The organism is Pantoea sp. SYBGC1 (genome assembly GCF_057197005.1).
Genome location: NZ_JBXUNM010000004.1, coordinates 1 through 24,249, shown reverse-complemented (window position 1 = coordinate 24,249; position 24,249 = coordinate 1). Strand labels below are relative to the sequence as shown.

At 56.0% G+C, this 24,249-nt stretch carries 23 protein-coding genes; 15 read left to right on the top strand and 8 right to left on the bottom strand.

The genetic code is table 11. The features are described from left to right. The first annotated feature begins 29 nt into the window (after positions 1-29). From bamA to AC2CF9_RS09095, 13 genes are all read left to right on the top strand, one after another. Positions 30-2,441: an outer membrane protein assembly factor BamA gene (bamA, locus tag AC2CF9_RS09155; RefSeq protein ID WP_150018000.1), complete on the top strand. Its 2,412-nt coding sequence runs from the start codon at positions 30-32 to the stop codon at positions 2,439-2,441. 111 nt (positions 2,442-2,552) lie between these two features. Next, positions 2,553-3,050 (top strand): molecular chaperone Skp, encoded by a 498-nt coding sequence (gene skp, locus AC2CF9_RS09150; RefSeq protein ID WP_039382739.1) that lies wholly within the window; start codon positions 2,553-2,555, stop codon positions 3,048-3,050. Positions 3,051-3,053: 3 nt separating this feature from the next. After that, positions 3,054-4,079, top strand: coding sequence for a UDP-3-O-(3-hydroxymyristoyl)glucosamine N-acyltransferase (lpxD, locus tag AC2CF9_RS09145; RefSeq protein ID WP_039382740.1), 1,026 nt, complete (start codon positions 3,054-3,056; stop codon positions 4,077-4,079). 189 nt (positions 4,080-4,268) lie between these two features. Further along, positions 4,269-4,724 carry a 3-hydroxyacyl-ACP dehydratase FabZ gene (gene fabZ / locus AC2CF9_RS09140; protein WP_007893924.1) on the top strand — a complete coding sequence of 152 codons (456 nt, stop codon included), beginning with the start codon at positions 4,269-4,271 and terminating at the stop codon, positions 4,722-4,724. Between the two features lie 3 nt (positions 4,725-4,727). Continuing rightward, positions 4,728-5,516, top strand: coding sequence for an acyl-ACP--UDP-N-acetylglucosamine O-acyltransferase (lpxA, locus tag AC2CF9_RS09135; RefSeq protein WP_039382744.1), 789 nt, complete (start codon positions 4,728-4,730; stop codon positions 5,514-5,516). Between the two features lie 3 nt (positions 5,517-5,519). After that, entirely contained in the window at positions 5,520-6,668 is a 1,149-nt protein-coding gene (gene lpxB, locus AC2CF9_RS09130; RefSeq protein ID WP_484556811.1) for a lipid-A-disaccharide synthase, read from the top strand. Further along, on the top strand, positions 6,661-7,290 hold the full coding sequence (rnhB, locus tag AC2CF9_RS09125; protein WP_150017914.1) for a ribonuclease HII: 630 nt from the start codon (positions 6,661-6,663) through the stop codon (positions 7,288-7,290). The genes lpxB and rnhB overlap by 8 nt, the downstream gene beginning before the upstream one ends. Before the next feature lie 29 nt (positions 7,291-7,319). After that, the gene (gene dnaE / locus AC2CF9_RS09120; protein ID WP_484556810.1) at positions 7,320-10,802 is read left to right on the top strand and encodes a DNA polymerase III subunit alpha; all 3,483 of its coding nucleotides are present in this window, start codon (positions 7,320-7,322) and stop codon (positions 10,800-10,802) included. A gap of 12 nt (positions 10,803-10,814) precedes the next feature. Beyond that, the gene (gene accA, locus AC2CF9_RS09115; RefSeq protein ID WP_150017912.1) at positions 10,815-11,774 is read left to right on the top strand and encodes an acetyl-CoA carboxylase carboxyl transferase subunit alpha; all 960 of its coding nucleotides are present in this window, start codon (positions 10,815-10,817) and stop codon (positions 11,772-11,774) included. Positions 11,775-12,347: 573 nt separating this feature from the next. Further along, positions 12,348-14,498 (top strand): lysine decarboxylase LdcC, encoded by a 2,151-nt coding sequence (locus tag AC2CF9_RS09110; RefSeq protein WP_484556809.1) that lies wholly within the window; start codon positions 12,348-12,350, stop codon positions 14,496-14,498. Between the two features lie 76 nt (positions 14,499-14,574). After that, the gene (locus tag AC2CF9_RS09105; RefSeq protein ID WP_065650076.1) at positions 14,575-14,964 is read left to right on the top strand and encodes a VOC family protein; all 390 of its coding nucleotides are present in this window, start codon (positions 14,575-14,577) and stop codon (positions 14,962-14,964) included. A gap of 54 nt (positions 14,965-15,018) precedes the next feature. After that, entirely contained in the window at positions 15,019-16,335 is a 1,317-nt protein-coding gene (gene tilS, locus AC2CF9_RS09100; protein WP_484556808.1) for a tRNA lysidine(34) synthetase TilS, read from the top strand. Next, the gene (locus AC2CF9_RS09095) at positions 16,332-16,640 is read left to right on the top strand and encodes a c-type cytochrome (RefSeq protein WP_484556807.1); all 309 of its coding nucleotides are present in this window, start codon (positions 16,332-16,334) and stop codon (positions 16,638-16,640) included. The genes tilS and AC2CF9_RS09095 overlap by 4 nt, the downstream gene beginning before the upstream one ends. Positions 16,641-16,675: 35 nt before the next feature. Here the strand turns inward: AC2CF9_RS09095 and rof are convergent, their stop codons facing one another. After that, a complete protein-coding gene (gene rof, locus AC2CF9_RS09090) occupies positions 16,676-16,939 on the bottom strand; it encodes a Rho-binding antiterminator (RefSeq protein ID WP_039382769.1) in 264 nt (87 codons plus the stop codon). Further along, positions 16,926-17,126: a YaeP family protein gene (locus AC2CF9_RS09085; protein ID WP_484556806.1), complete on the bottom strand. Its 201-nt coding sequence runs from the start codon at positions 17,124-17,126 to the stop codon at positions 16,926-16,928. The genes rof and AC2CF9_RS09085 overlap by 14 nt, the downstream gene beginning before the upstream one ends. Before the next feature lie 216 nt (positions 17,127-17,342). On the opposite strand from AC2CF9_RS09085, the gene arfB reads away from it, so the two are divergent. Beyond that, positions 17,343-17,753 carry an alternative ribosome rescue aminoacyl-tRNA hydrolase ArfB gene (gene arfB, locus AC2CF9_RS09080; protein ID WP_039382771.1) on the top strand — a complete coding sequence of 137 codons (411 nt, stop codon included), beginning with the start codon at positions 17,343-17,345 and terminating at the stop codon, positions 17,751-17,753. Between the two features lie 30 nt (positions 17,754-17,783). Here the strand turns inward: arfB and proS are convergent, their stop codons facing one another. The 6 genes from proS to metN all read right to left on the bottom strand — a co-directional run bounded on the left by proS (position 17,784) and on the right by metN (position 23,352). Then, entirely contained in the window at positions 17,784-19,502 is a 1,719-nt protein-coding gene (proS, locus tag AC2CF9_RS09075) for a proline--tRNA ligase (RefSeq protein WP_071669042.1), read from the bottom strand. 89 nt (positions 19,503-19,591) lie between these two features. Continuing rightward, positions 19,592-20,296, bottom strand: coding sequence for a tRNA (N6-threonylcarbamoyladenosine(37)-N6)-methyltransferase TrmO (tsaA, locus tag AC2CF9_RS09070; protein ID WP_150017907.1), 705 nt, complete (start codon positions 20,294-20,296; stop codon positions 19,592-19,594). Next, entirely contained in the window at positions 20,293-20,694 is a 402-nt protein-coding gene (rcsF, locus tag AC2CF9_RS09065; RefSeq protein WP_150017906.1) for an Rcs stress response system protein RcsF, read from the bottom strand. Before rcsF ends, tsaA begins: the two co-directional genes overlap by 4 nt. A gap of 127 nt (positions 20,695-20,821) precedes the next feature. Beyond that, positions 20,822-21,637: a MetQ/NlpA family lipoprotein gene (locus tag AC2CF9_RS09060; protein WP_484556805.1), complete on the bottom strand. Its 816-nt coding sequence runs from the start codon at positions 21,635-21,637 to the stop codon at positions 20,822-20,824. 37 nt (positions 21,638-21,674) lie between these two features. Next, positions 21,675-22,328 (bottom strand): methionine ABC transporter permease MetI, encoded by a 654-nt coding sequence (locus tag AC2CF9_RS09055; RefSeq protein WP_484556804.1) that lies wholly within the window; start codon positions 22,326-22,328, stop codon positions 21,675-21,677. After that, complete coding sequence (metN, locus tag AC2CF9_RS09050; RefSeq protein ID WP_039382790.1) at positions 22,321-23,352, bottom strand: methionine ABC transporter ATP-binding protein MetN; 1,032 nt, start codon at positions 23,350-23,352, stop codon at positions 22,321-22,323. The genes AC2CF9_RS09055 and metN overlap by 8 nt, the downstream gene beginning before the upstream one ends. 187 nt (positions 23,353-23,539) lie before the next feature. Between metN and gmhB the strand changes: the two genes are divergently transcribed. After that, positions 23,540-24,100, top strand: a complete 561-nt coding sequence (gene gmhB / locus AC2CF9_RS09045; protein WP_071669039.1) for a D-glycero-beta-D-manno-heptose 1,7-bisphosphate 7-phosphatase — start codon at positions 23,540-23,542, stop codon at positions 24,098-24,100. Positions 24,101-24,249 lie beyond the last annotated feature (149 nt).

Sequence of the window (24,249 nt, the reverse complement as noted above, 5' to 3'; positions counted from 1 at the left end):
GGGATGTGTTAGGAAAACGCATAACAACGATGGCGATGAAAAAGTTGCTCATAGCGTCGCTGCTGTTTAGCAGCGCCACCGTTTACGGTGCAGACGATTTCGTGGTGAACGACATTCATTTCGAAGGTCTCCAGCGAGTCGCCGTCGGCGCGGCTCTGCTCAGCATGCCGGTACGCGTCGGTGATACGGTGAATGATGATGATATCAGAAACACCATTCGCTCACTGTTTGCCACCGGCAATTTTGAAGATGTGCAGGTTTTACGCGACGGAACGACCCTGATTGTTCAGGTCAAAGAGCGTCCGACTATTGCCAGCATCACATTCTCCGGTAACAAGGCGGTGAAAGAGGATCAGCTGAAGCAGAACCTCGAGGCATCAGGCATTCGCGTCGGCGAAGCGCTGGATCGCACCACGCTCTCTTCAATCGAGAAGGGACTGGAAGATTTCTACTACAGCGTGGGTAAATACACCGCCAGCGTAAAAGCGATTGCCACACCGCTGCCGCGTAACCGCGTGGATCTGAAATTTGTTTTCCAGGAAGGTGTCTCTGCCAAAATTCAGCAGATCAACATCGTGGGCAACAAAGCGTTCAGCTCTGATGAACTGATCTCCCGCTTCCAGCTGCGTGATGAAGTGCCGTGGTGGAACGTAGTCGGCGATCGCAAATATCAGAAGCAGAAGCTGGCCGGCGACCTTGAGACGCTGCGCAGTTTCTATCTGGATCGCGGTTATGCGCGCTTTAATATCGACTCGACTCAGGTCAGCCTGACGCCGGATAAAAAAGGCATCTATATCACCGTCAACATCAACGAAGGCGACCAGTATAAAATCGCCGGCGTGATTGTGAACGGCAGCATGGCGGGCCACTCAGCAGAAATTGAACATCTGACCAAAATCCCGAATGGTGAGCTTTACAACGGCACCAAAGTGACGCAGATGGAAGATGATATCAAAAAGCTGCTGGGCCGCTATGGCTATGCCTATCCGCGCGTCGTGACGCAGCCGGAAATCAGCGACGCTGACAAAACCGTTAAGCTGCATATCAACGTTGATGCCGGTAATCGCTATTACGTGCGTAAAGTCCGTTTTGAAGGGAATGACACCTCAAAAGATGCCGTGCTGCGCCGTGAAATGCGTCAGATGGAAGGCGCATGGCTGGGCAGCGATCTGGTTGACCAGGGTAAAGAGCGTCTGAACCGCACCGGTTACTTTGAAACGGTTGATGTGGATACGCAGCGCGTACCAGGCGTACCGGATCAGGTGGATGTGGTCTACAAAGTTAAAGAGCGCAACACCGGTACCTTTAACTTTGGCGTGGGCTACGGTACAGAAAGCGGCGTCAGCTTCCAGGTGGGTGTTACCCAGGATAACTGGCTCGGTACCGGTAATACCGTTGGTATCAGCGGCACCAAAAATGATTATCAGACCTATGCTGAATTCTCACTGACCGATCCCTACTTTACGGTTGATGGCGTGAGTCTGGGCGGTCGCCTGTTCTATAACGACTTTAAAGCGGACGATGCCGATCTGTCAGACTACACCAACAAGAGTTACGGTGTTGATGGCACGCTGGGCTTCCCGGTTAATGAGAACAACACCCTGCGCGTTGGCTTAGGCTATGTGCATAACGATCTGTCGAACATGCGGCCGCAGGTAGCAATGTGGCGCTACCTCGACTCGGTCGGGCGTCCACAGGGACTCAATAATAAAGGCGATTTCTCTGCGGATGATTTTACCTTTAACTATGGCTGGACCTACAATACGCTGGATCGCGGCTTCTTCCCGACGAGCGGTAACCGCACCAACCTGAACGGTAAGGTGACGATTCCAGGTTCAGACAACGCGTTCTATAAGGCGACGCTGGATACGCAGCAGTATGTGCCGCTGAACCGTGACGGCACCTGGGTAGTCCTGGGACGTGGTCGTGTGGGCTATGGTGACGGCATCGGGGATAAAGAGATGCCGTTCTATGAGAACTTCTATGCCGGCGGCTCCAGTACGGTGCGTGGTTTCCGTTCCAATACCATTGGTCCGAAAGCCGCTTACCTTAACGATCGCTCCTCCTCGTGTAATCTGACCGATCCAAACGGGATCTGTAAGTCAGATGATGCGGTGGGCGGTAACGCGATGGCGATTGCCAGCCTTGAGCTGATCACGCCAACGCCGTTCCTGAGCGAGAAGTACGCTAACTCCGTGCGCACTTCACTGTTTGTGGACGCCGGTACCGTCTGGGATACTAACTGGCAGAATACGGCCGCCACCCGCGCTGCGGATATTCCGGACTACAGCGATCCTAACAACATTCGCGTCTCTGCAGGCCTGGCGCTGCAGTGGATGTCGCCACTGGGCCCGCTGGTCTTCTCCTATGCCCAGCCGGTGAAGAAAGTCGAGGGAGACAAAGCAGAGCAGTTCCAGTTTAACATCGGTAAAACCTGGTAATGTTCTGAGCAGGGAAGCAGAAGCGAAGTACGGCATAGCTTAGCGCAGCAAAGCGCTAAGCGAGCCAAACACTGTGTCGCAGACACAAACGTTGATGGTAAGGAGTTTATAGTGAAAAAGTTGTTGTGTGCCGCAGGTCTGGGTCTTGCTTTAGCGGTTTCCGCTGGCGTTCAGGCTGCTGACAAAATTGCAGTGGTAAACGTGTCCAGCATTTTCCAGCAGTTACCGCAACGTGCGACCGTTGCTAAACAGCTTGAGAATGAGTTCAAAGGCCGCGCAACTGAGCTGCAGGGCCAGGAACGCGATCTGCAGACCAAAATGCAGAGACTGCAGCGTGATGCTTCTACCATGAAGGCGAGCGAGCGTAGCCGCATGGAAAAAGACATCATGTCCCAGCGCGAAGCGTTCTCCAGCAAAGCCCAGGCTTTCGAACAGGATAACCGTCGTCGCCAGATGGAAGAGCGTAACAAACTGCTGAGCCGTATCCAGGATGCCGTGAAGAAAGTGGCAGACAGCGATGGTTATGATGTCGTGATTGATGCTAACGCCGTAGCCTATGCTGCTAATGCGAAAGACATTACTGCTGACGTGCTGAAACAGGTTAAATAATCGATGTCATCAATTCGACTGGCTGATTTAGCCCAGCAGTTGGATGCAGAATTGCACGGAGATGGCGATATCGTCATCTCCGGCATTGCTTCTATGCAATCCGCCACCCCTGGTCAAATCACTTTTCTTGCCAACAGCCGCTACCGCGAGCAGCTCGCCAGCGTTCAGGCGTCAGCCGTGGTGCTGACGGAAGCGGATCTGGAATGGTGCAATACTGCCGCCCTGGTAGTGAAAAATCCCTATCTTACCTATGCCCGCATGGCACAACTGCTGGACACCACGCCGCAGCCCGCGCAGAATATCGCGCCCAGCGCGGTGATCGATCCTTCCGCCTCGCTGGGACAAAATGTGTCGGTAGGGGCGAACGCGGTGATTGAGTCTGGCGTTGAGCTGGGTGACAACGTCGTGATTGGTGCAGGCTGTTTTGTCGGCAAAAAGAGCCGGATTGGCAGCGGCACGCGCCTCTGGGCCAACGTGACGATTTATCATGAGATTCAGATTGGTCAGGATTGTCTGATTCAGTCAGGTACTGTCATCGGTGCAGATGGTTTCGGGTATGCTAACGATCGCGGCAACTGGGTGAAAATCCCTCAGCTCGGCACGGTCATCATTGGTGACCGGACAGAGATTGGTGCCTGCACCACTATCGATCGCGGTGCGCTGGATAACACTCTGATCGGCAATGGTGTTATCATAGACAACCAGTGTCAGATTGCCCACAACGTTGTAATTGGTGACAATACAGCCGTTGCGGGAGGTGTGATCATGGCCGGTAGCCTGAAGATTGGACGTTACTGTATGATTGGCGGCGCCAGCGTCATTAACGGCCATATGGAGATCTGCGATAAAGTAACCGTAACCGGTATGGGCATGGTGATGCGTCCCATTACAGAGCCGGGGGTTTACTCCTCAGGGATCCCACTGCAACCGAACAAAGCCTGGCGTAAAACGGCAGCGCTGGTGATGAATATCGATGACATAAGCAAACGTCTGAAAGCCATCGAACGCAAAGTTGATAAAAACAGCTAAGCACATCCGCGCGACCCGCTTTCATAACAATGCCGCCTGCCTGCTTTTGCCCTTCAGTGTGGTAAAGGGCAGCAGGTAGCGCAGAGAAGCGAACGCCACCGAACTGATTTGCGGCCTGCGAAAGATCATTTTGATCGGTGCAGGCCGTGTTATTGTTGCCATCAGATTTTTTAGGACAGGAAGAGTATTTTGACTACTGAAACGCATACTCTGAAAATCGAAGAGATTTTAGAACTGCTGCCGCACCGCTATCCGTTTTTGCTGGTGGATCGCGTGCTGGATTTTGAAGAGCACAAATATCTGCGTGCGGTAAAGAACGTTTCTGTTAATGAACCGTTTTTCCAGGGGCACTTCCCTGGTAAACCGATTTTCCCAGGCGTTCTGATTTTAGAAGCGATGGCGCAGGCGACCGGTATTCTGGCGTTTAAAAGCGTTGGCAAACTGGAACCTGGCGAGCTCTATTATTTTGCCGGTATCGATGAAGCCCGCTTCAAGCGCCCGGTAGTACCAGGCGACCAGATGATCATGGAAGTTACCTTCGAAAAAACCCGTCGTGGTCTGACACGTTTTAAAGGCGTTGCTACAGTGGATGGTAAAATTGTCTGTGAAGCGACCATGATGTGTGCCCGTAGCCGGGAGGCATAATTAGTGATTGATTCAACCGCCACCATCCATCCGACCGCCATCGTTGAAGAGGGTGCTGTACTGGGTGCAAATGTTCATATCGGTCCCTTCTGTATTGTGGGTGCTGACGTGGAAATTGGCGCAGGTACGGTATTGAAATCACACGTTGTGGTTAATGGCCATACGCGCATCGGCGAAGAGAACCAGATCTATCAGTTTGTCTCTATTGGTGAGGTAAATCAGGATCTGAAATATGCGGGTGAACCTACCCGCACCGAAATCGGCGATCGCAACCGGATCCGCGAAAGCGTGACCATTCATCGCGGCACCACGCAGGGTGGCGGACTGACTAAAGTTGGCAGCGACAACCTGCTGATGGTGAATGCGCACATTGCACACGACTGCGTGATTGGCAGCCGCTGCATTCTGGCGAATAACGTGACGCTGGGCGGCCACGTTACCGTGGATGATTTTGCGATCATCGGCGGCGTGACGGCCGTGCACCAGTGGTGCACTATCGGCGCTCACGTTATGGTTGGCGGTTGTTCCGGCGTGGCGCAGGATATTCCGCCATACATTATTGCGCAGGGTAACCACGCCACGCCGTTTGGCGTCAATATTGAAGGTCTCAAGCGTCGCGGCTTCAGCAAAGAGGCGCTGCATGCTATTCGCAACGCTTACAAGCTGCTCTACCGCAGCGGTAAAACGCTGGATGAGGTCAAGCCTGAAATCGAGGCGCTGGCGCAGCAGCACAGCGAAGTCCAGCCGTTCTTTGATTTCTTCGCCCGTTCAACCCGTGGATTGATCCGTTAATTCATGTCAGTGCGTCCCTTAACGATTGCCCTGGTCGCCGGAGAAACCTCCGGCGATATTCTTGGTGCCGGCCTGATCCGCGCGCTGAAAGCGCGTCATCCTGATGCACGCTTTGTCGGCGTAGCGGGCCCGCTGATGCAGGCAGAAGGCTGCGAAGTCTGGTACGAAATGGAAGAGCTGGCGGTGATGGGCATTGTCGAAGTGCTGGGCCGCCTGCGACGTCTGCTGACCATCCGCAAAGACCTGACGCAGCGCTTCATCGCGCTCCGCCCTGATGTGTTTGTGGGTATTGATGCGCCGGATTTTAATATCACCCTGGAAGGCAACCTGAAGCGCGCCGGTATTCGTACCGTGCACTACGTCAGCCCTTCCGTCTGGGCATGGCGTCAGAAGCGCGTCTTTAAGATTGGCCGCAATACCGATATGGTGCTGGCGTTTCTGCCGTTCGAGAAAGCGTTCTACGATCGCTTTAACGTGCCGTGTCGTTTTATCGGTCATACCATGGCTGATGCGATGCCGCTGCAGCCTGATAAGCAGGCCGCGCGTCGCGAGCTGGGTATTGCAGCCGACGCAATCTGTCTCGGTTTACTGCCAGGCAGTCGCGGTGCAGAAGTTGAAATGCTGAGCGCCGATTTTCTGCGCGCGGCGCAGCTGCTGCGTCAGCGCTACCCGGCGCTGGAAATCGTGGTTCCGCTGGTTAACGCAAAGCGGCGGGCGCAGTTTGAACAGATTAAAGCAGAGGTTGCGCCTGAGCTGCCTATGCACCTGCTGGATGGCAAAGGGCGTCAGGCGATGATCGCCAGCGATGCGGCTATTCTGGCATCCGGCACCGCGGCGCTGGAGTGTATGCTGGCAAAGTGCCCGATGGTCGTGGGGTATCGTATGAAACCCGTTACCTTCTGGCTGGCGAAGCGCCTGGTCAAAACGCCTTACGTCTCGCTGCCTAATCTGCTGGCGGGGCGGGAGCTGGTTAAAGAGCTGCTGCAGGATGAGTGCCAGCCGCAGACGCTGGCCGCCGCGCTGGAGCCGCTGCTGCATGCGGGTGCCGAACGCGACGCGCTGCTGGAAACCTTTACTCAACTGCATCAGCAGATCCGCTGGAATGCCGATGAGCAGGCGGCGGATGCGGTACTGGAGATTGCTCATGGCTGAATTTATCTATCCTGATGCGCAACGTATTGCGGGCGTGGACGAAGTCGGACGCGGCCCGCTGGTAGGAGCCGTGGTAACGGCGGCGGTGATCCTCGATCCTGCTAACCCGATTGCTGGGCTGGCAGACTCAAAAAAGCTGTCGGAAAAGCGCCGTCTGGCGCTGTATGATGAAATTACCGAAAAGGCGCTGGCGTGGAACCTCGGCAGGGCTGAGCCAGAAGAGATCGACCAGCTCAATATTCTGCATGCCACGCTGCTGGCGATGCAGCGCGCGGTGGCAGGGCTGCACCTGACGCCCGATTTTGTGCTGATCGACGGCAATCGCTGTCCGGCGCTGGCGATGCCTGCGCAGGCGGTGATCAAAGGCGACAGTCTGGTGCAGGAAATCAGCGCTGCATCCATCATTGCCAAAGTGACGCGCGATCGCGAAATGGCTGAACTCGATCGTCTCTTTCCGCAGTATGGCTTTGCGCAGCATAAAGGTTACCCCACCGCGCTTCATATGGCGAAGCTCAAACAGTTTGGTGCCACGCCGCACCATCGTCGCAGTTTTGCGCCAGTGCGCAATGCGCTGCTGGATGCCGAACTGCACGCCTCAGTACAACCCGCGCCGCTTTATTAAGCCTGACGCTGTTTTAACCGGAAATCGATATGGCTGAACCTCGTTTTATACATCTGCGCGTGCACAGCGACTACTCCATGGTCGATGGCCTGGCGAAGACCGGTCCGCTGGTGAAAAAAGCCGCGGCGCTGGGGATGCCGGCAATAGCGATTACGGATTACACCAACCTCTGCGGCCTGGTGCGCTTCTATGGCAGCGCCCACGGTGCCGGCGTTAAACCGATTATCGGCGCTGATTTTCAGGTCGCCAGTGAACTCATGGGCGATGAGCTTACGCAGCTTACGCTGCTCGCGGCGAATAACACCGGCTATCAGAATCTGACGCTGCTGATTTCGCGCGCCTATCAGCGCGGCTACGGCATTGCCGGACCTGTCCTCGATCGCGACTGGCTGATTGAGCTGGGCGAAGGGCTGATTGTCCTGTCAGGCGGACGACGCGGCGATGTCGGGCGCAGCCTGCTGCGCGGCAATAACGCGCTGGTGGCGCAGTGTCTGAGCTTTTATCAGCAGCACTTTCCCGACCGTTACTACCTTGAGCTGCTCCGCACCGGACGCGCCGATGAGGAGAGCTATCTGCATGCGGCCGTTGAGCTGGCGATAGCAGAAGGGATACCGGTCGTGGCAACCAATGAAGTCTGCTTCATTAATGAAGAGGACTTCGATGCACATGAGATCCGCGTGGCGATCCACGACGGTTATACGCTGGACGATCCGAAACGTCCGCGCCATTACAGTCCTCAGCAATATATGCGCAGCGAAGAGGAGATGTGCGAGCTGTTTTCGGACATCCCGGAAGCGCTGGAAAACAGCGTGGAGATTGCTAAGCGCTGTAACGTCACCGTCCGCCTCGGCGAATATTTTCTGCCGCAGTTCCCGACCGGCGAGATGACCACCGAAGAGTTTCTGGTGGTGAAATCACGCGAGGGGCTTGAAGAGCGCCTGGCGTTTCTCTTTCCGGATGAAGAGCTGCGTGCGCAGAAGCGCCCGGCCTACGATGCGCGCCTGGAGATTGAGCTTAACGTTATTAACCAGATGGGGTTCCCGGGCTACTTTCTGATCGTCATGGAGTTTATCCAGTGGTCAAAAGATAACGGGATCCCGGTCGGACCCGGACGTGGTTCCGGTGCCGGCTCACTGGTGGCCTATGCGCTGAAGATCACCGACCTCGATCCGCTGGAATTTGACCTGCTGTTTGAACGCTTCCTGAACCCGGAACGTGTCTCCATGCCCGACTTTGACGTCGACTTCTGCATGGAGAAGCGCGATCAGGTGATCGATCACGTTGCCGAGATGTATGGTCGTGAAGCGGTTTCGCAGATTATCACCTTCGGTACCATGGCGGCGAAAGCGGTGATCCGCGATGTGGGGCGCGTGCTGGGCCATCCTTATGGCTTTGTCGATCGCATCTCCAAGCTGGTGCCGCCCGATCCGGGCATGACGCTCGAAAAAGCGTTTCAGGCTGAGCCGCAGCTGCCTGAGATCTATGACGCTGATGAAGAGGTCAGGGCGCTGATCGACATGGCGCGTAAGCTGGAAGGCGTCACGCGAAACGCCGGCAAGCACGCTGGCGGCGTGGTTATCGCGCCGACTAAAATCACCGATTTTGCCCCGCTTTACTGCGACGAAAACGGCCAGTTCCCCGTCACCCAGTTTGATAAAAATGATGTGGAGTATGCCGGACTGGTGAAGTTTGACTTCCTCGGCCTGCGTACGCTGACCATCATCGACTGGGCGCTGAAGATGATCAATCCGCGCCGTGAAAAGCAGGGGCTGCCGCCGATCGACATTGCGGCTATTCCGCTTGATGATAAAAAAAGCTTCGATATGCTGCAGCGCTCGGAGACCACGGCGGTGTTCCAGCTTGAATCGCGCGGCATGAAAGATCTGATCAAGCGACTGAAGCCTGACTGCTTTGAAGATATGATCGCCCTGGTGGCGCTGTTTCGTCCTGGCCCGCTGCAGTCCGGCATGGTGGACAACTTCATCGACCGTAAGCATGGCCGTGAAGAGCTCTCCTATCCCGATATCCAGTGGCAGCATGAGAGTCTGAAGCCGGTACTGGAGCCCACCTACGGCATCATTCTTTACCAGGAACAGGTGATGCAGATCGCACAGGTGCTGGCGGGTTATACGCTGGGCGGCGCCGATATGCTGCGTCGTGCGATGGGTAAAAAGAAACCGGAAGAGATGGCGAAACAGCGTTCAGTGTTCAAAGAGGGCGCTGAAAGCATGGGCATCAACGGCGAGCTGTCGATGAAAATCTTCGACCTGGTAGAGAAGTTTGCCGGCTATGGTTTTAACAAATCGCACTCTGCAGCTTATGCGCTGGTCTCCTATCAGACGCTGTGGCTGAAAGCCCACTATCCGGCTGAATTTATGGCTGCGGTCATGACCGCCGATATGGATAACACCGAGAAAGTGGTCGGGCTGGTGGATGAGTGCTGGCGCATGGGCCTGAAAGTGCTGCCGCCGGATATCAATGCCGGCCTCTATCCGTTCCACGTCAACGATGACGGTGAAATTGTCTATGGCATCGGCGCGATCAAAGGCGTCGGTGAAGGCCCGATTGAAGCGATCCTGGAAGCGCGTAATCAGGGCGGCTATTTTAAAGAGCTGTTCGATCTCTGCGCGCGTACCGATACGCGCAAAATCAACCGCCGGGTGATGGAGAAGCTGATCATGTCCGGCGCGTTTGACCGGCTCGGGCCCCATCGCGCGGCGCTGATGAGCGCTCTGAGCGATGCCCTGAAAGCCGCTGACCAGCATGCGAAAGCAGAGGCGACGGGGCAGGCAGATATGTTTGGCGTGCTGGCTGAAGAGCCGGAGCAGGTCGAAAAATCGTATGCGTCAATTACGCCGTGGCCAGAGCAGGTGCAGCTGGATGGCGAGCGTGAAACGCTGGGGCTCTATCTTACCGGGCATCCGATTAATCAGTATCTGAAAGAGATTGAGCGCTATGTCGGCGGGATGCGGCTGAAAGATATGCATCCCACTGAACGTGGCAAGGTCACTATTGCTGCGGGGCTGGTGATCGCCGCCCGCGTGATGGTGACCAAGCGCGGCAACCGAATTGGTATTTGTACTCTGGACGATCGCTCCGGTCGTCTGGAAGTCATGCTATTTACCGATGCGTTAGATAAGTACCAGCAGCTGCTGGAGAAAGACCGTATCCTGATCGTCAGCGGACAGGTCAGCTTTGATGACTTCAGCGGTGGGCTTAAAATGACCGCCAGGGAAGTGATGGATATCGATGAAGCGCGGGAAAAATATGCGCGCGGACTTGCTATCTCGCTGACGGACAGGCAAATTGATGACCAGCTTTTAAACCGTCTCCGCCAGTCTCTGGAACCTCATCGTTCCGGGACCATTCCGGTACATCTCTATTATCAGAGAGCAGATGCGCGGGCAAAGCTGCGCTTTGGTGCAGCGTGGCGTATTTCGCCCAGCGATCGTTTACTTAACGACCTGCGGTCGTTAGTAGGATCGGAGCAGGTGGAACTGGAGTTTGACTAAAACAGGAACATTATGAGTCTTAATTACCTGGATTTTGAACAGCCGATCGCTGAACTTGAAGCGAAGATCGATTCGCTGAAATCGATTGGCCGTTCAGATGAGAAACACGATATTAATCTGGATGAAGAGATTCAGCGCCTTCGCGAGAAAAGCGTTGAACTGACCCGTAAAATCTTCTCCGATTTAGGTGCATGGCAGGTCGCGCAGCTGGCGCGTCATCCGCTGCGTCCCTATACGCTGGACTACGTGCGCAACGCATTTGACGACTTTGACGAGCTGGCAGGCGATCGCGCCTATGCTGACGACAAAGCGATTGTGGGTGGTATCGCACGTCTGGATGGCCGTCCGGTGATGATCATTGGTCATCAGAAAGGGCGTGAAACCAAAGAAAAAATTCGCCGTAACTTCGGTATGCCTGCACCAGAAGGCTATCGTAAAGCGCTGCGTCTGATGGAGATGGCAGAGCGTTTTAAGATGCCACTCATCACCTTTATCGACACGCCGGGTGCTTATCCGGGCGTGGGCGCTGAAGAGCGCGGTCAGTCTGAAGCGATTGCCCGTAACCTGCGTGAAATGTCTGGCCTGAAAATTCCGGTGATCTGCACCGTGATTGGCGAGGGCGGCTCCGGTGGCGCGCTGGCGATTGGCGTGGGTGACAAAGTGAATATGCTGCAGTACAGCACCTATTCAGTGATCTCACCGGAAGGCTGTGCGTCAATTCTGTGGAAAAGCGCAGACAAAGCGCCGCTGGCGGCAGAAGCGATGGGCATCACCGCTGAGCGTCTGCAGGAGCTGAAGCTGATCGACTCGATCATTCCTGAGCCGCTGGGTGGCGCGCATCGTCGTCCGGTTGATATGGCCGCTTCTCTGAAGCAGCAGCTGCTGGCCGACCTGGCCGATCTCGACGGATTGAGCACGGAAGAGCTGCTCGATCGCCGCTACCAGCGCCTGATGAACTACGGTTACGCGTAAGGTAAGCCCTGCAGCAAAAAAGCGGACTCCGGTCCGCTTTTTTTATGTCTGTTTTCCACGATCGGGCCTGAGTTCCCTGCAGGCACGGCATCTATATCGGTGCGCATTAATGCGCCCCCTACAAAAACCCGGCAGCGATCCCGCAGGGTCGCCATTTATGGCGGCAGCGATCCTGCAGGGGCGCCATTTATGACGGCAGCGATCCCGTAGGGTCGCCATTTATGGCGACCTGATAAAACCCGCGCAATGACCCCGCAGGCACGGCATTTATAGCGGTGCGCATTAATGCGCCCCTACAAAAATCCGGCAGCGATCCCCCAGGATCGCCATTTATGGCGGCAGCGATCCCGTAGGGTCGCCATTTATGGCGACCTGATAAAACCCGCGCAATGACCCCGCAGGTGCGGCATTTATAGCGGTGCGCATTAATGCGCACCCTACAAAAACCCGGCAGCGATCCCGCAGGGGCGCCATTTGTGGCGGCAGCGATCCCGCAACGGCGCTATTCCGGAACATTCTCCGGCCACTTTTCGCTATCCTTACTCTGTGCCACAAGACCACAGGAGGTGAGCATTGAATATTATTGCGATCATGGGACCGCACGGCGCGTTCTACAAAGATGAACCGATTCGTGAACTGGATGCCGCGCTGAAACTGCAGGGCTTTCACACCGTTTATCCCAGCAATGCCAGCGACCTGCTGAAGCTGATTGAGCACAACCCGCGCGTATGCGGCGTCGTATTTGACTGGGATGAGTACAGCATGGCGCTCTGCAGCGACATCAACCAGCTCAATGAGTCGCTGCCGCTCTACGCCTTTATCAACACCCATTCGCAGATGGACGTCAGCGTTAATGAAATGCGCATGGCGCTGCAGTTTTTTGAATATGCGCTCAGCACCGCAGACGATATCGCGCTGCATATCCGCCAGTATACCGATGAGTACATCGATAAAATTCTACCCCCGCTGACCAAAGCGCTGTTTACCTACGTTAAAGAGGGTAAATACACCTTCTGCACGCCAGGCCACATGGGGGGCACCGCTTTTCAGAAAAGCCCGGTCGGCAGCCTGTTTTATGACTTTTTCGGTGCCAACACGCTTAAAGCCGATGTCTCTATCTCCGTCACTGAACTGGGTTCGCTGCTCGATCATACCGGCCCGCATCTCGACGCCGAAGAGTATATTGCCCGTACCTTTGGGGCAGAGCAGAGCTATATGGTGACCAACGGTACCTCAACCTCAAACAAAATTGTCGGTATGTACGCCGCCCCGGCAGGCAGTACGGTGCTGATTGACCGCAACTGTCACAAATCGCTGACCCATCTGTTGATGATGAGCGATATCGTGCCTGTCTGGCTCAAGCCAACGCGTAATTCGCTGGGCATTCTGGGCGGTATTCCGCAGCGTGAATTTACCCGGGACAGTATTCAGAGCAAAGTGGATAGCACGCCGCGCGCCAGCTGGCCGGTCCATGCGGTGATCACCAATTCAACGTACGACGGATTGCTCTACAACACGGAATATATCAAGCAGACGCTGGATGTGCCGTCGATCCACTTCGATTCCGCCTGGGTGCCGTATACCAATTTCCATCCCATCTACAGCGGAAAAAGCGGCATGAGCGGTGAACGGATCCCAGGCAAGGTGATCTATGAAACGCAATCCACCCATAAGCTGCTGGCCGCGTTTTCTCAGGCTTCACTGATTCATATCAAGGGCGACTACGACCACGATACCTTTAACGAAGCCTATATGATGCACACCACCACTTCGCCGAGCTACGGTATTGTGTCATCGATTGAAACCGCTGCGGCGATGCTGCGCGGCAACCCGGGTAAGCGGCTAATCAACCGTTCGGTCGAGCGCGCGCTGCACTTCCGGCGCGAGATCCAGCGGCTGCGTGAAGAGTCGGACGGCTGGTTCTTTGATATCTGGCAGCCGGAGCAGGTGGATGAGGCAGAGTGCTGGCCGATCCAGCCGGGGGAAGAGGCGTGGCACGGCTTTCAGCAGGCCGATCGCGATCATATGTATCTCGATCCCATTAAAGTCACGATCCTGACGCCCGGTATGAGCGAGCTGGGCGCGATGGCAGAAGAGGGGATCCCGGCGGCGCTGGTGGCGAAATTCCTCGATCAGCGCGGCGTGGTAGTAGAGAAAACCGGGCCTTATAACCTGCTGTTTCTGTTCAGTATCGGGATCGATAAAACCCGCGCCATGAGTCTGCTGCGCGGTCTGACCGAATTTAAACGCGCCTACGATCTCAATCTGCGCGTGAAAAATATGCTGCCGGATCTCTATGCGGAGGATCCCGATTTCTATCGCAATATGCGGATTCAGACGCTGGCGCAGGGGATCCACCAGCTGATCCTGCAGCACGATCTGCCGCGGCTGATGCTGAAAGCGTTTGATGTCCTGCCTGAAATGAAAATGACGCCGCATCAGGCGTTCCAGCATCAGGTCAAAGGCGAGGTTGAAACCGTGGATATCCGCGAGCTGGTGGGGCGTATCTCCGCCAATATGATCTTGCCCTATCCGCCAGGCGTGCCGCTGGTCATGCCCGGTGAGATGATCACAGAACAGAGCCGGGCCGTGCTCGACTTTCTGCTGATGCTCTGCACCATCGGGCGCCACTACCCCGGCTTTGAAACCGATATTCACGGCACCACGCTGACAGAGGATGGACGTTATCTGGTGCGGGTACTGCGCGACGCGCCCCAGCCCTGACTTCGGATAAATGCCTCTGGTCACGCTGACGTCCGGCACGTAGGCTTAGCGGCTCAGATTTTTTTTCGGAGCCGCTATGCTACAGATCAAACAGATTCACCACATTGCGATTATTGCCACTGACTATCCGCGCAGCAAAGCGTTCTACTGCGATGTGCTGGGCTTCTCCCTGCTGGGAGAGTACTACCGCGCTGAGCGGGATTCATGGAAAGGCGACCTCGGCCTCCACGGCGTCTATACCATTGAGCTGTTCTCATTTCCCTCCCCGCCGCCGCGCGTAACCGCACCTGAAGCCTGCGGCCTGCGCCATCTGGCATTCTGCGTTGAGGATGTCGCACAGTCGGTTGCCGCGCTGGCAGAGAAAGGCGTGACCTGCGAACCGGTGCGTATCGATGCGCTGACCGGTAAAGCCTGCACCTTTTTTACCGATCCGGATGGTTTGCCGCTGGAGCTTTATCAGGCGTAAAATAGCCGCCGCAGAATGCCGCAATCAGGCGGCATCATCAGATGGAACGGCACTATGTCTTTTTCCCACCTTGCTGCGCTGCTGGATCCTGCCGGTCGCTACGTGGTGGCATTCAGCGGCGGGCTCGACTCCACCGTGCTGCTGCATCAGCTGGTTTGCTGGCAGCAGCAGCATCCGCAGCTGCGCGTGCGGGCGCTGCACGTGCATCACGGCCTGAGTCCGCACGCCGAACGGTGGGCGGCACACTGCCGGCAGCAGTGTCAGCGCTGGCATATCGCCTGCGACGTATTGCCGGTAACGGTTGATGCCAGGGCCGGAGGCGTGGAGGCGTCGGCGCGCAGAGAGCGCTATCAGGCGCTGTTCGCCCGGCTGCAGCCGGATGAACAGCTGCTCACCGCGCAGCATCTGGACGATCAGTGCGAAACGCTGCTGCTGGCGCTAAAGCGCGGCAGCGGCCCGGCGGGGCTGGCGGCGATGCCGCCGCGGCGCACAGTGCAGGGGCGTGAACATCTGCGTCCGCTGCTCAGCCTCAGCCGTGAGCAGCTGGAGCAGTGGGCGGCTGTGCACCAGCTCAGCTGGATTGAGGATGAGAGCAATAACGACAGCCGCTACGACCGTAACTTTTTGCGTCAGCAGATTATGCCGCTGCTGCATCAGCGCTGGCCGCACTTCAGCGCCGCCAGCGCCCGCAGCGCCGCGCTCTGCGCAGAGCAGGAGCAGCTGCTGGATGAGCTGCTGCAGCAGGAGCTGAGCCAGCTGCTTACGCCACAGGGCGCACTGCATTTCCCGCCGCTGCAGAGCATGAGCGAAGCGCGGCGTAACGCGCTGCTGCGCCGCTGGATCGCCAGGCAGGGTGGGGCGATGCCGTCACGTGCGGCGCTGCAGCGTATCAGTACCGATGTTATCGAAAGCCGGACTGATGCACAGCCGGCGCTGCAGCTGGGAAATTTTACGCTGCGCCGCTATCGCGATGCGCTCTACTGGCTGCCGCCACAGCCGTCGCTGCGTGACCAGGAATGCTGCTGGCCGCAGCTTACCCGACCGCTGGCGCTGCCCGGCGGGGTGGGGCAGCTGTTGGCTGACTTCTCACGCGCGGAGCTGCGTCTGCCTGCGGCGGATGAAACGGTTTGCGTTCGCTTTCAGGCGCGCGGCTACTATCATCTGCTGGGGCGGGCGGGCGGACGCGAAATGAAAAAACTGTGGCAGGAGCTGGCGATCCCGCCCTGGCAGCGGGAACGTATTCCACTGCTCTACTATAACCAGACGCTGATTTGCGCGCCGGGCCTGTTTGTTACCCATGAAGGCGCTGCCTGCAGCGATCGGGGCTGGCAGGCGATCTGGCATCAGCCTGACAGGGAGAAGGTATCATGAGGCACTGGCTGACGGCTGTGCTATGTTTTGTATCGCTGCCGCTATGGGCAGAAAGCGATGCGGCCGCGGGCGCAGAGAAAGCAGCTCGCTGTATGGCGTGTCACGGTGCTGAGGGCAAAAGCGCAATCCCTCTCTATCCTCATCTTGCCGGGCAGCAGGCGCCTTATCTGGCGCATGCGTTGCACGCCTATCAGAAAGGTGAGCGCAGCGGCGGTCAGGCAGAGGTGATGAAAGCGTTTGTGGCGGGACTAAGCGATACCGATATTGAGGATTTAGCGGCTTACTATAGCGGACTTAAGCCGTAAGGAACGCGGGCGGAGAGGGTCCGCCCGCTGCGAGACTACTCGTCTTCGCTGACCACCACGGTGCCGAGTTCAGGATGGCTGAAGCTGGCAATGTGATCGAGACGCAGCTCGCGGGTTTCCCCGGAGAGGTCAACCGCAAGATATTCGACGTTTTTGCGCGAAACCATATCCCGCGCTTTCGCCTTCAGCTGGTCGCCATTTTTCAGCTGCAGTGACAGCATCCAGTGTCGGGTACAGGCGAGTTCCAGGTTGTCGTAGTCATCGCAATTGATGGGTTTATAAGCTTCATTTGTCAACATAGTCGCTCACCATTAAGTTTGCAGCAGCCCAGGCTGCCTGATCCCTGACAGAAGAGTTTAGCGCGGAATGAGCGGCGATATCATTGAGTGCATTCAGCGCGCGCATCAGCGCGTCGGGCACATATCCCAGCTCACCGCTGCCGATTTCAGCATATTTCTGGCGAACTAACTCACAATACGTTTGCACATGCACCTCCTCAGCAGAGCATAAATACCCTGGTTGCCTGGCGACTATAACACAGGGGTTTCCCGGAAATCAGCCAGGGTAAGCGGGGAAACAGAGAAAGAAAAGTGGCAGAACAGCGGCTGGCACGGCCTGCCGGACGCTGGCTGGCGCACAAAAGGTTAAGTTGATGAACAGGAAAATTCAGTACAGAACGCCGTGTGAACCGGCAGGTGACAGATGATTATGCTGTCGCGCACGGTTGAGATCCCGGAGAGTGAAATAGAGCTGACGGCTATCCGCGCTCAGGGGGCAGGGGGGCAGCACGTGAATAAAACCTCGACGGCTATTCACCTGCGGTTTGATGTTCGCGCATCATCGCTGCCGGAGTTTTATAAAACGCGGCTGCTCGCTGCCAGTCATCACCTGATCACGGCAGAAGGCGTGGTCATTATTAAAGCGCAGGAGTATCGCAGTCAGGAGATGAATCGTGAGGCCGCGCTGCAGCGCCTGATCAATCTGATCCGCGAGTTAACCACGGTGGAGAAAGCGCGACGCGCGACGCGGCCCACGCGCGCGTCAAAGGAACGGCGGCTGGAGGGGAAATCGCGGCGCAGCAGCGTAAAAGCGATGCGCGGCAAAGTACGATAAAAAAACGCCTCCCGGAGGAGGCGTTTGCCATTACTTATTCAGCGCGCTGGCCAGGAAGCTGACGATCTCATGCTGGCTAATCATCTGCTTCTCGCTTGCGGAGCGGGATTTGTACTCAATCTCTTCGTTGTCGAGATTGCGATCGCCAATCACGATGGTGTGCGGCACGCCAATCAGCTCCATATCCGCAAACATCACGCCGGGACGCTCTTTACGATCGTCGAGGATAACGTCGATGCCTCTGGCGCGCAGTTCGCTGTAGAGCGATTCCGCCAGCTGCTGAACCCGGAAAGATTTATGCATATTCATTGGCAGAATAGCGACTTCAAACGGTGCCAGCGCCGCAGGCCAGATAATGCCGCGCTCGTCATGGTTCTGCTCAATTGCGGCAGCCACCACGCGGGTGATACCGATACCGTAGCAGCCCATGGTCATGATCTGGTTGCGGCCATCTTCGCCCTGTACGGCTGCTTTCATCGCATCGGAGTATTTGGTGCCGAGCTGGAAAATGTGACCCACCTCGATACCGCGCTTGATCTGCAGTACGCCTTTACCATCCGGGCTTGGATCGCCCTCGACCACATTGCGGATATCTTCAACCCGCGCTTCCGGCAGATCGCGGCCCCAGTTAATGCCGGCAAAGTGCTGACCGTCGATGTTGGCACCGGCGGAGAAATCACTCATTTTTGCCACGGTACGGTCCGCAATGACCGGGATGGTCAGACCGACCGGACCGATAGAACCAAAGCCTGCGCCCGTTACGGCACGGATCGCCTCTTCATTGCCCATTTCCAGCGGCGAAGCGACGATATCGAGATGTTCAGCTTTGATTTCGTTAAGCTCATGATCGCCACGCACCAGCAGAGCAACCAGCTGATGGCCGCTCTCTTCACTCGCCTTCACAATCAGCGTCTTAACCGTTTTCTCAACCGGGATCTGGTGCTGCTCAACCAGCTCCGCGATGGTTTTGGCATGTGGCGTGGCAAACTGTGTCATTGGCTGTGTTGCCGCCGGACGCTCGCCAGCCGGAGCCAGCGCTTCAGCTTTCTCAATGTTGGCGGCGTAGTCTGACTCGCTGGAGAAGATCACATCATCTTCACCGCTCTGCGCCAGTACCTGGAATTCATGTGAACCGCTGCCGCCGATAGAGCCGGTGTCAGCCTGCACCGCGCGGAAATCGAGACCCATGCGGGTAAAGCTCTGACTGTAGGCGCGATACATCGCATCGTAGGTTTCCTGCAGCGACGCCTGCGAGGTATGGAAGGAGTAGGCGTCTTTCATGATGAACTCACGGGAACGCATCACGCCAAACCGCGGGCGCACTTCATCGCGGAACTTGGTCTGAATCTGATACAGATTAAGCGGCAGCTGCTTATAAGAGCTCAGCTCGTTGCGGATGAGATCGGTAATGACCTCTTCATGCGTCGGACCGAGCACAAACGGACGTTCGTGACGATCTTTAATGCGCAGCAGCTCCGGGCCATACTGCTCCCAGCGCCCGCTCTCTTCCCACAGGTCGGCCGGCTGAACCACCGGCATAGAGATTTCAATTGCGCCGGCGTTGTTCATCTCTTCGCGCACGATGTTTTCAACTTTTCGCAGCACGCGAACCCCGGTCGGCAGCCAGGTATAGAGTCCGGAGGCCAGTTTGCGGATCATCCCGGCACGCAGCATCAGCTGATGGCTGATCACTTCTGCATCGGAAGGCGTCTCCTTAAGCGTGGAGAGCAGATATTGAGTAGTACGCATTAATTATGATTCCAGTTATATGGAAGAAGAAGAGCAGACCGTTACTGGCCGTTAGTGTACCAGCGAGAAACAGCGCTCAAAAGCCTGTTTTAGCGTGGATCCACGGCAATGACCTCAGTACCCGCTTCATCAATGCGCCAGCGCACGTTGAAATCGAGCAGCCAGGCGGCATATTCACGATCCAGCGATTCACTTTTGCGATAGGCGGGACGCGGATCCTGGGCCAGAACGTCGCTAATAAAACGCTGCAGCTGGGGAATATGCGCCTGCTGCTGAATCTGCTGCTGAGCGGCGGCTGAAAAACGCACCGGCATGGCCGCTTCAGGTGCAGCCTGAGCATACCCGGCGCGCGCGTCGGGCAGCGCTTCGGCAAACGGCAGGTAGGGCTTGATATCAATGACCGGTGTGCCATCGACCAGATCAAGACTGCCGAGCTGCAGAATAACCTGCGATTTTTCACAGCGGATCCCTTTCAGCTCAACCAGCGACATGCCTACCGGATTAGGACGAAACGTTGATCGCGTCGCAAACACGCCCATACGCGCGTTACCGCCGAGGCGTGGCGGACGGACAGTAGGGCGCCAGCCGCCGGCCATGGTCTGATGGAACATAAACAGGATCCAGATGTGGCTGAACGCCTCCAGACCGCGTACGGCTTCCGGCTGATTGTACGGGGCCTGCAGATGCAGTTCACCGCCGCCATCCTGAACCAGTCCCGGCTGGCGCGGTACGGCAAATTTCTCTTTCCACGGGGAGCGGATCACGCCAATCTGCGCAACGGCAAACTCACTCATTGACCGGAAACTTTCAGCGCTGAGCCCTGGCAGATCGCCTGGCGGTAGCAGCCTGGCGTACTGGTCACAATTTCACATTTGTGCAGCAGCACGGCGTTGGCTTTCATACCTGCTGCTTTAATCTGCAGACGTTTACGCGCGGTATTGATATTGGGAGGCGAATCCTGCGTGCTGCTCTGGCAATCTTCGCCAGACACTTCACCCAGATCGCGGAAAGGATTGCTGACCAGATCGGTTGCGTCGGTATAGATTTTCACCGGAGCCGGGCGCGGAGCCGGCTTGCGCTGCGGCTGAGCGGATGACTGCTGCGGACGAGACGGAGCGCTGCTTATCGGGTGATATTCACGAACGCACCCGGTCAGCATCAACGCCAACAGGCAGAGCGGTAAAAAACGCATGGCAACATCCTCCTGTAATAAAAGTGGCGTTATTGAAACAAGGACGCCCGCAAATAACAAGTCAGCAGCCACATGCAGAAATAGAAAGGGCGGCCAGCGCCGCCCTCAGGAGAGAAAAGAAGTGAACTTACCAGCCTTTAACCGCGCCACCGTTAAAGATTTTATTCGCAGACTCAGCCACTTCGTCTGACTGATACGCTTCAACAAACTTCTTCACGTTCTCAGCGTCTTTATTATCTTCACGGCTCACCAGCAGGTTAACGTATGGGGAATCTTTATCTTCCACAAAGATGCCATCTTTTGCCGGGGTCAGACCAATCTGGCTGGCATACGTTGTGTTGATAACCGCAAGTGCAATCTGCTGATCGTCAAGCGAGCGTGGCAGCTGTGGCGCTTCCAGTTCAACAATCTTCAGGTTCTTCGGATTTTCCACAATATCCAGAGACGTTGGCAGCAGGCCAACACCCTCTTTCAGCTTAATCAGTCCCGCTTTCTGCAGCAGCAGCAGGGAGCGGCCCAGGTTAGTCGGATCGTTAGGGATGGCGATCTGCGCGCCATCCTGCAGTTCGGTCAGCGACTTAATCTTTTTAGAGTAGCCGGCAATCGGGTAAACAAAGGTGTTGCCAACCGATACCAGCTTGTAGCCACGATCTTTGATCTGCTGATCCAGATAGGGCTTATGCTGAAAGGCGTTAACATCAATATCCCCTTTGCTCAGCGCTTCATTAGGTAACACGTAATCGTTAAATGTCACCAGCTCGACGTCGAGGTTATATTTATCTTTAGCCACTTTAACGGCAGTTTCAGCAACCTGCTGTTCAGCACCGACAATCACGCCCACTTTGATATGGTTGGGATCTTTTGCCTGCTGATCGCATCCGGCCAGAGCAATAGCACCAATCAGAGCACCTGCTGCGGCAATCTTTTTAAATGTGAAAGACATATCCTTTCCTTAATAGAGAAGTATTGATGTTATTGGCTTATTTATGCGACACCGCGCGAACAATGCGATCGCCGCAGAACTGAATCAGATATACCAGCACGACCAGCAGCACCAGTACAGTATTCATTACGGTAGCGTTATACCCGATATAGCCATACTGATAGCCAATCTGGCCCAGACCGCCCGCACCCACGGCACCGCCCATAGCAGAGTAGCCAACCAGCGTAATGAGCGTAATGGTGGCTGCGTTGACCAGGCCTGGCATCGCTTCCGGCAGTAACACCTTGCGGACGATCTGCAGCGGCGTGGCACCCATCGCGCGGGAGGCTTCGATCAGGCCGGTCGGCAGCTCCAGCAGGGCGTTTTCAACCATACGGGCAATAAACGGCGCGGCGCCAACGGTCAGCGGGACAATGGCCGCCTGCAGGCCGATAGAGGTGCCGACAATTGCACGGGTAAACGGAATCATCCAGACCAGCAATATAATGAACGGGATTGAGCGGAAGATATTGACGATAGCAGAGAGCACCCGGTAAAGCGTGCTGTTCGCCAGAATCTGACCGGGGCGTGTAACATACAGCAGTACGCCGACCGGCAGGCCAATAACAAACCCGAAAAAGCCAGAGACAAAGGTCATCATCAGCGTTTCCCAGACGCCGCGCGTCAGTAACCACAGCATCGCTTCAGACATAACCTAATACCTCTACTTTCACATGATGTTCTTTCAGCCAGCTTATCGCGGCCTGCGTATCTGTTTCACTGCCATCCATTTCTGCCAGCATGATGCCGAACTTGACTCCGCCTGCATAATCCATCTGCGCACTGATAATGTTGTTATTCACATTAAAGCGGCGGGCAGCTTCTGACAGCAGCGGTGCATCAACAGATTTTCCGGTAAATTCCAGGCGCAGCAGCGGCACAGTTTGCGCGGCAGGCTGCGCGCGCATGCGCTCCTGATAATCTTCCGGAATATCCAGATGCAGCGTCGACTGAATAAACTGCTGCGCCAGCGGCGTTTTTGGATGTGAAAAGACTTCGCTGACGCTATCTTTTTCAATCAGCTCACCGTTACTGATCACGGCAACCTGATCGCAGATGCGCTTAACCACATCCATCTCGTGGGTGATAAGCAGAATAGTAATGCCGAGGCGGCGATTAATGTCTTTTAGCAGTTCCAGTATTGAACGGGTGGTCGCCGGATCGAGCGCGCTGGTGGCTTCGTCGCACAGCAGTACTTTGGGATTGCTGGCCAGCGCACGCGCAATAGCCACACGCTGTTTTTGCCCGCCTGAGAGGTTAGCCGGCCAGCTGTCATGCTTGTCATTCAGACCAACAAGCTCCAGCAGCTCGCTAACGCGCGCTTTGATCTGATCGCGTGACAGATTGCCCAGCTCCAGCGGCAGCGCCACATTGCCGGCCACTGTACGCGAGTTCATCAGATTGAAGTGCTGAAAAATCATGCCGATCTGGCGACGTGCCAGCGTCAGCTGCCCGGAAGAGAGTGCAGTGAGATCCTGTCCGTCGACCAGCACACGACCGGAGGTAGGGCGCTCAAGCAGGTTGACGCAGCGGATCAGCGTACTCTTGCCCGCGCCTGACGAACCGATGACGCCATAAATCTGTCCCGCCGGCACATGCAGGCTGACACCGGAGAGCGCCTGTATTGTGCGTGAACCCTGCTGGAACACTTTGGTGATATTTTCGAGTTTAATCATTAGTTAATTATTATCGTCTGACGTTGTCCGTGGTGTATCAATATTCGAGCAGCGAAGCTGGACGAAAGCTAAATGGATGGTAAGGCATCCAGACGTCTAAATCAATCGACGTAATGCAATCTGCCATTCTCTCGCTATGCCCAATCATGCAATACTTAGCACTATTAATTGCAGCAGGAGTATTTACGTGGCGAACCCAGTCCCGGCTATTTTTCTCGATCGTGATGGCACATTAAATGTTGATCACGGTTATGTTCATGAGATCGACAATTTTCAGTTTATAGAAGGCACCATTGAAGCGCTGCAGGCGCTGAAAAAGATGGGTTACGCGCTGGTGCTGGTCACTAACCAGTCGGGTATTGCCCGTGGGATGTTTACGGAAGATACCTTTATGCAGCTGACGGAGTGGATGGACTGGTCACTGGCCGATCGCGATATCGACCTGGACGGCATCTACTATTGTCCTCACCTGCCGGATGCCACCGTGCCTGCTTACCGTCAAAACTGCGACTGCCGTAAACCTCAGCCTGGAATGCTGCTGTCTGCGCAGCAGGAGCTGAACATCGATATGGCCGCTTCTTATATGGTAGGGGATAAGCTGGAAGATATGCTGGCAGGGCAGGCAGCTGGCGTCGGCACCCGCGTACTGGTGCGCAGCGGTAAAACGGTTACCGCTGAAGGTGAAGCAGCAGCAGATTGGGTGTTAAATAGCCTGGCAGAGCTGCCGGCGCGCATTAAACAGGCATAAATAACCGGTTTTGTGCAAACATTAACCGGGTGATAAAAAAGTTGAAATTAGTGCTTGTCACCCGGCGAGAACTCCCTATAATGCGCCACCACTGAGACGGCAAAGCGGCAACGCAGACGGGCTCAGCAGGGCGTGAAGCGATTCACCCC

What these genes read in the sequence shown, in the direction of transcription:
- tsaA (WP_150017907.1), bottom strand. Translation starts at nt 20,296, where the DNA reads ATGAGTGAGTTTGCCGTTGCGCAGATTGGCGTGATCCGCTCCCCGTGG.
- dnaE (WP_484556810.1), top strand. Translation starts at nt 7,320, where the DNA reads ATGGCTGAACCTCGTTTTATACATCTGCGCGTGCACAGCGACTACTCC.
- lpxD (WP_039382740.1), top strand. Translation starts at nt 3,054, where the DNA reads ATGTCATCAATTCGACTGGCTGATTTAGCCCAGCAGTTGGATGCAGAA.
- rof (WP_039382769.1), bottom strand. Translation starts at nt 16,939, where the DNA reads ATGTTGACAAATGAAGCTTATAAACCCATCAATTGCGATGACTACGAC.
- rcsF (WP_150017906.1), bottom strand. Translation starts at nt 20,694, where the DNA reads ATGCGTTTTTTACCGCTCTGCCTGTTGGCGTTGATGCTGACCGGGTGC.
- AC2CF9_RS09105 (WP_065650076.1), top strand. Translation starts at nt 14,575, where the DNA reads ATGCTACAGATCAAACAGATTCACCACATTGCGATTATTGCCACTGAC.
- AC2CF9_RS09095 (WP_484556807.1), top strand. Translation starts at nt 16,332, where the DNA reads ATGAGGCACTGGCTGACGGCTGTGCTATGTTTTGTATCGCTGCCGCTA.
- AC2CF9_RS09060 (WP_484556805.1), bottom strand. Translation starts at nt 21,637, where the DNA reads ATGTCTTTCACATTTAAAAAGATTGCCGCAGCAGGTGCTCTGATTGGT.
- lpxB (WP_484556811.1), top strand. Translation starts at nt 5,520, where the DNA reads ATGTCAGTGCGTCCCTTAACGATTGCCCTGGTCGCCGGAGAAACCTCC.
- proS (WP_071669042.1), bottom strand. Translation starts at nt 19,502, where the DNA reads ATGCGTACTACTCAATATCTGCTCTCCACGCTTAAGGAGACGCCTTCC.
- bamA (WP_150018000.1), top strand. Translation starts at nt 30, where the DNA reads ATGGCGATGAAAAAGTTGCTCATAGCGTCGCTGCTGTTTAGCAGCGCC.
- tilS (WP_484556808.1), top strand. Translation starts at nt 15,019, where the DNA reads ATGTCTTTTTCCCACCTTGCTGCGCTGCTGGATCCTGCCGGTCGCTAC.
- rnhB (WP_150017914.1), top strand. Translation starts at nt 6,661, where the DNA reads ATGGCTGAATTTATCTATCCTGATGCGCAACGTATTGCGGGCGTGGAC.
- accA (WP_150017912.1), top strand. Translation starts at nt 10,815, where the DNA reads ATGAGTCTTAATTACCTGGATTTTGAACAGCCGATCGCTGAACTTGAA.
- AC2CF9_RS09055 (WP_484556804.1), bottom strand. Translation starts at nt 22,328, where the DNA reads ATGTCTGAAGCGATGCTGTGGTTACTGACGCGCGGCGTCTGGGAAACG.
- arfB (WP_039382771.1), top strand. Translation starts at nt 17,343, where the DNA reads ATGATTATGCTGTCGCGCACGGTTGAGATCCCGGAGAGTGAAATAGAG.
- metN (WP_039382790.1), bottom strand. Translation starts at nt 23,352, where the DNA reads ATGATTAAACTCGAAAATATCACCAAAGTGTTCCAGCAGGGTTCACGC.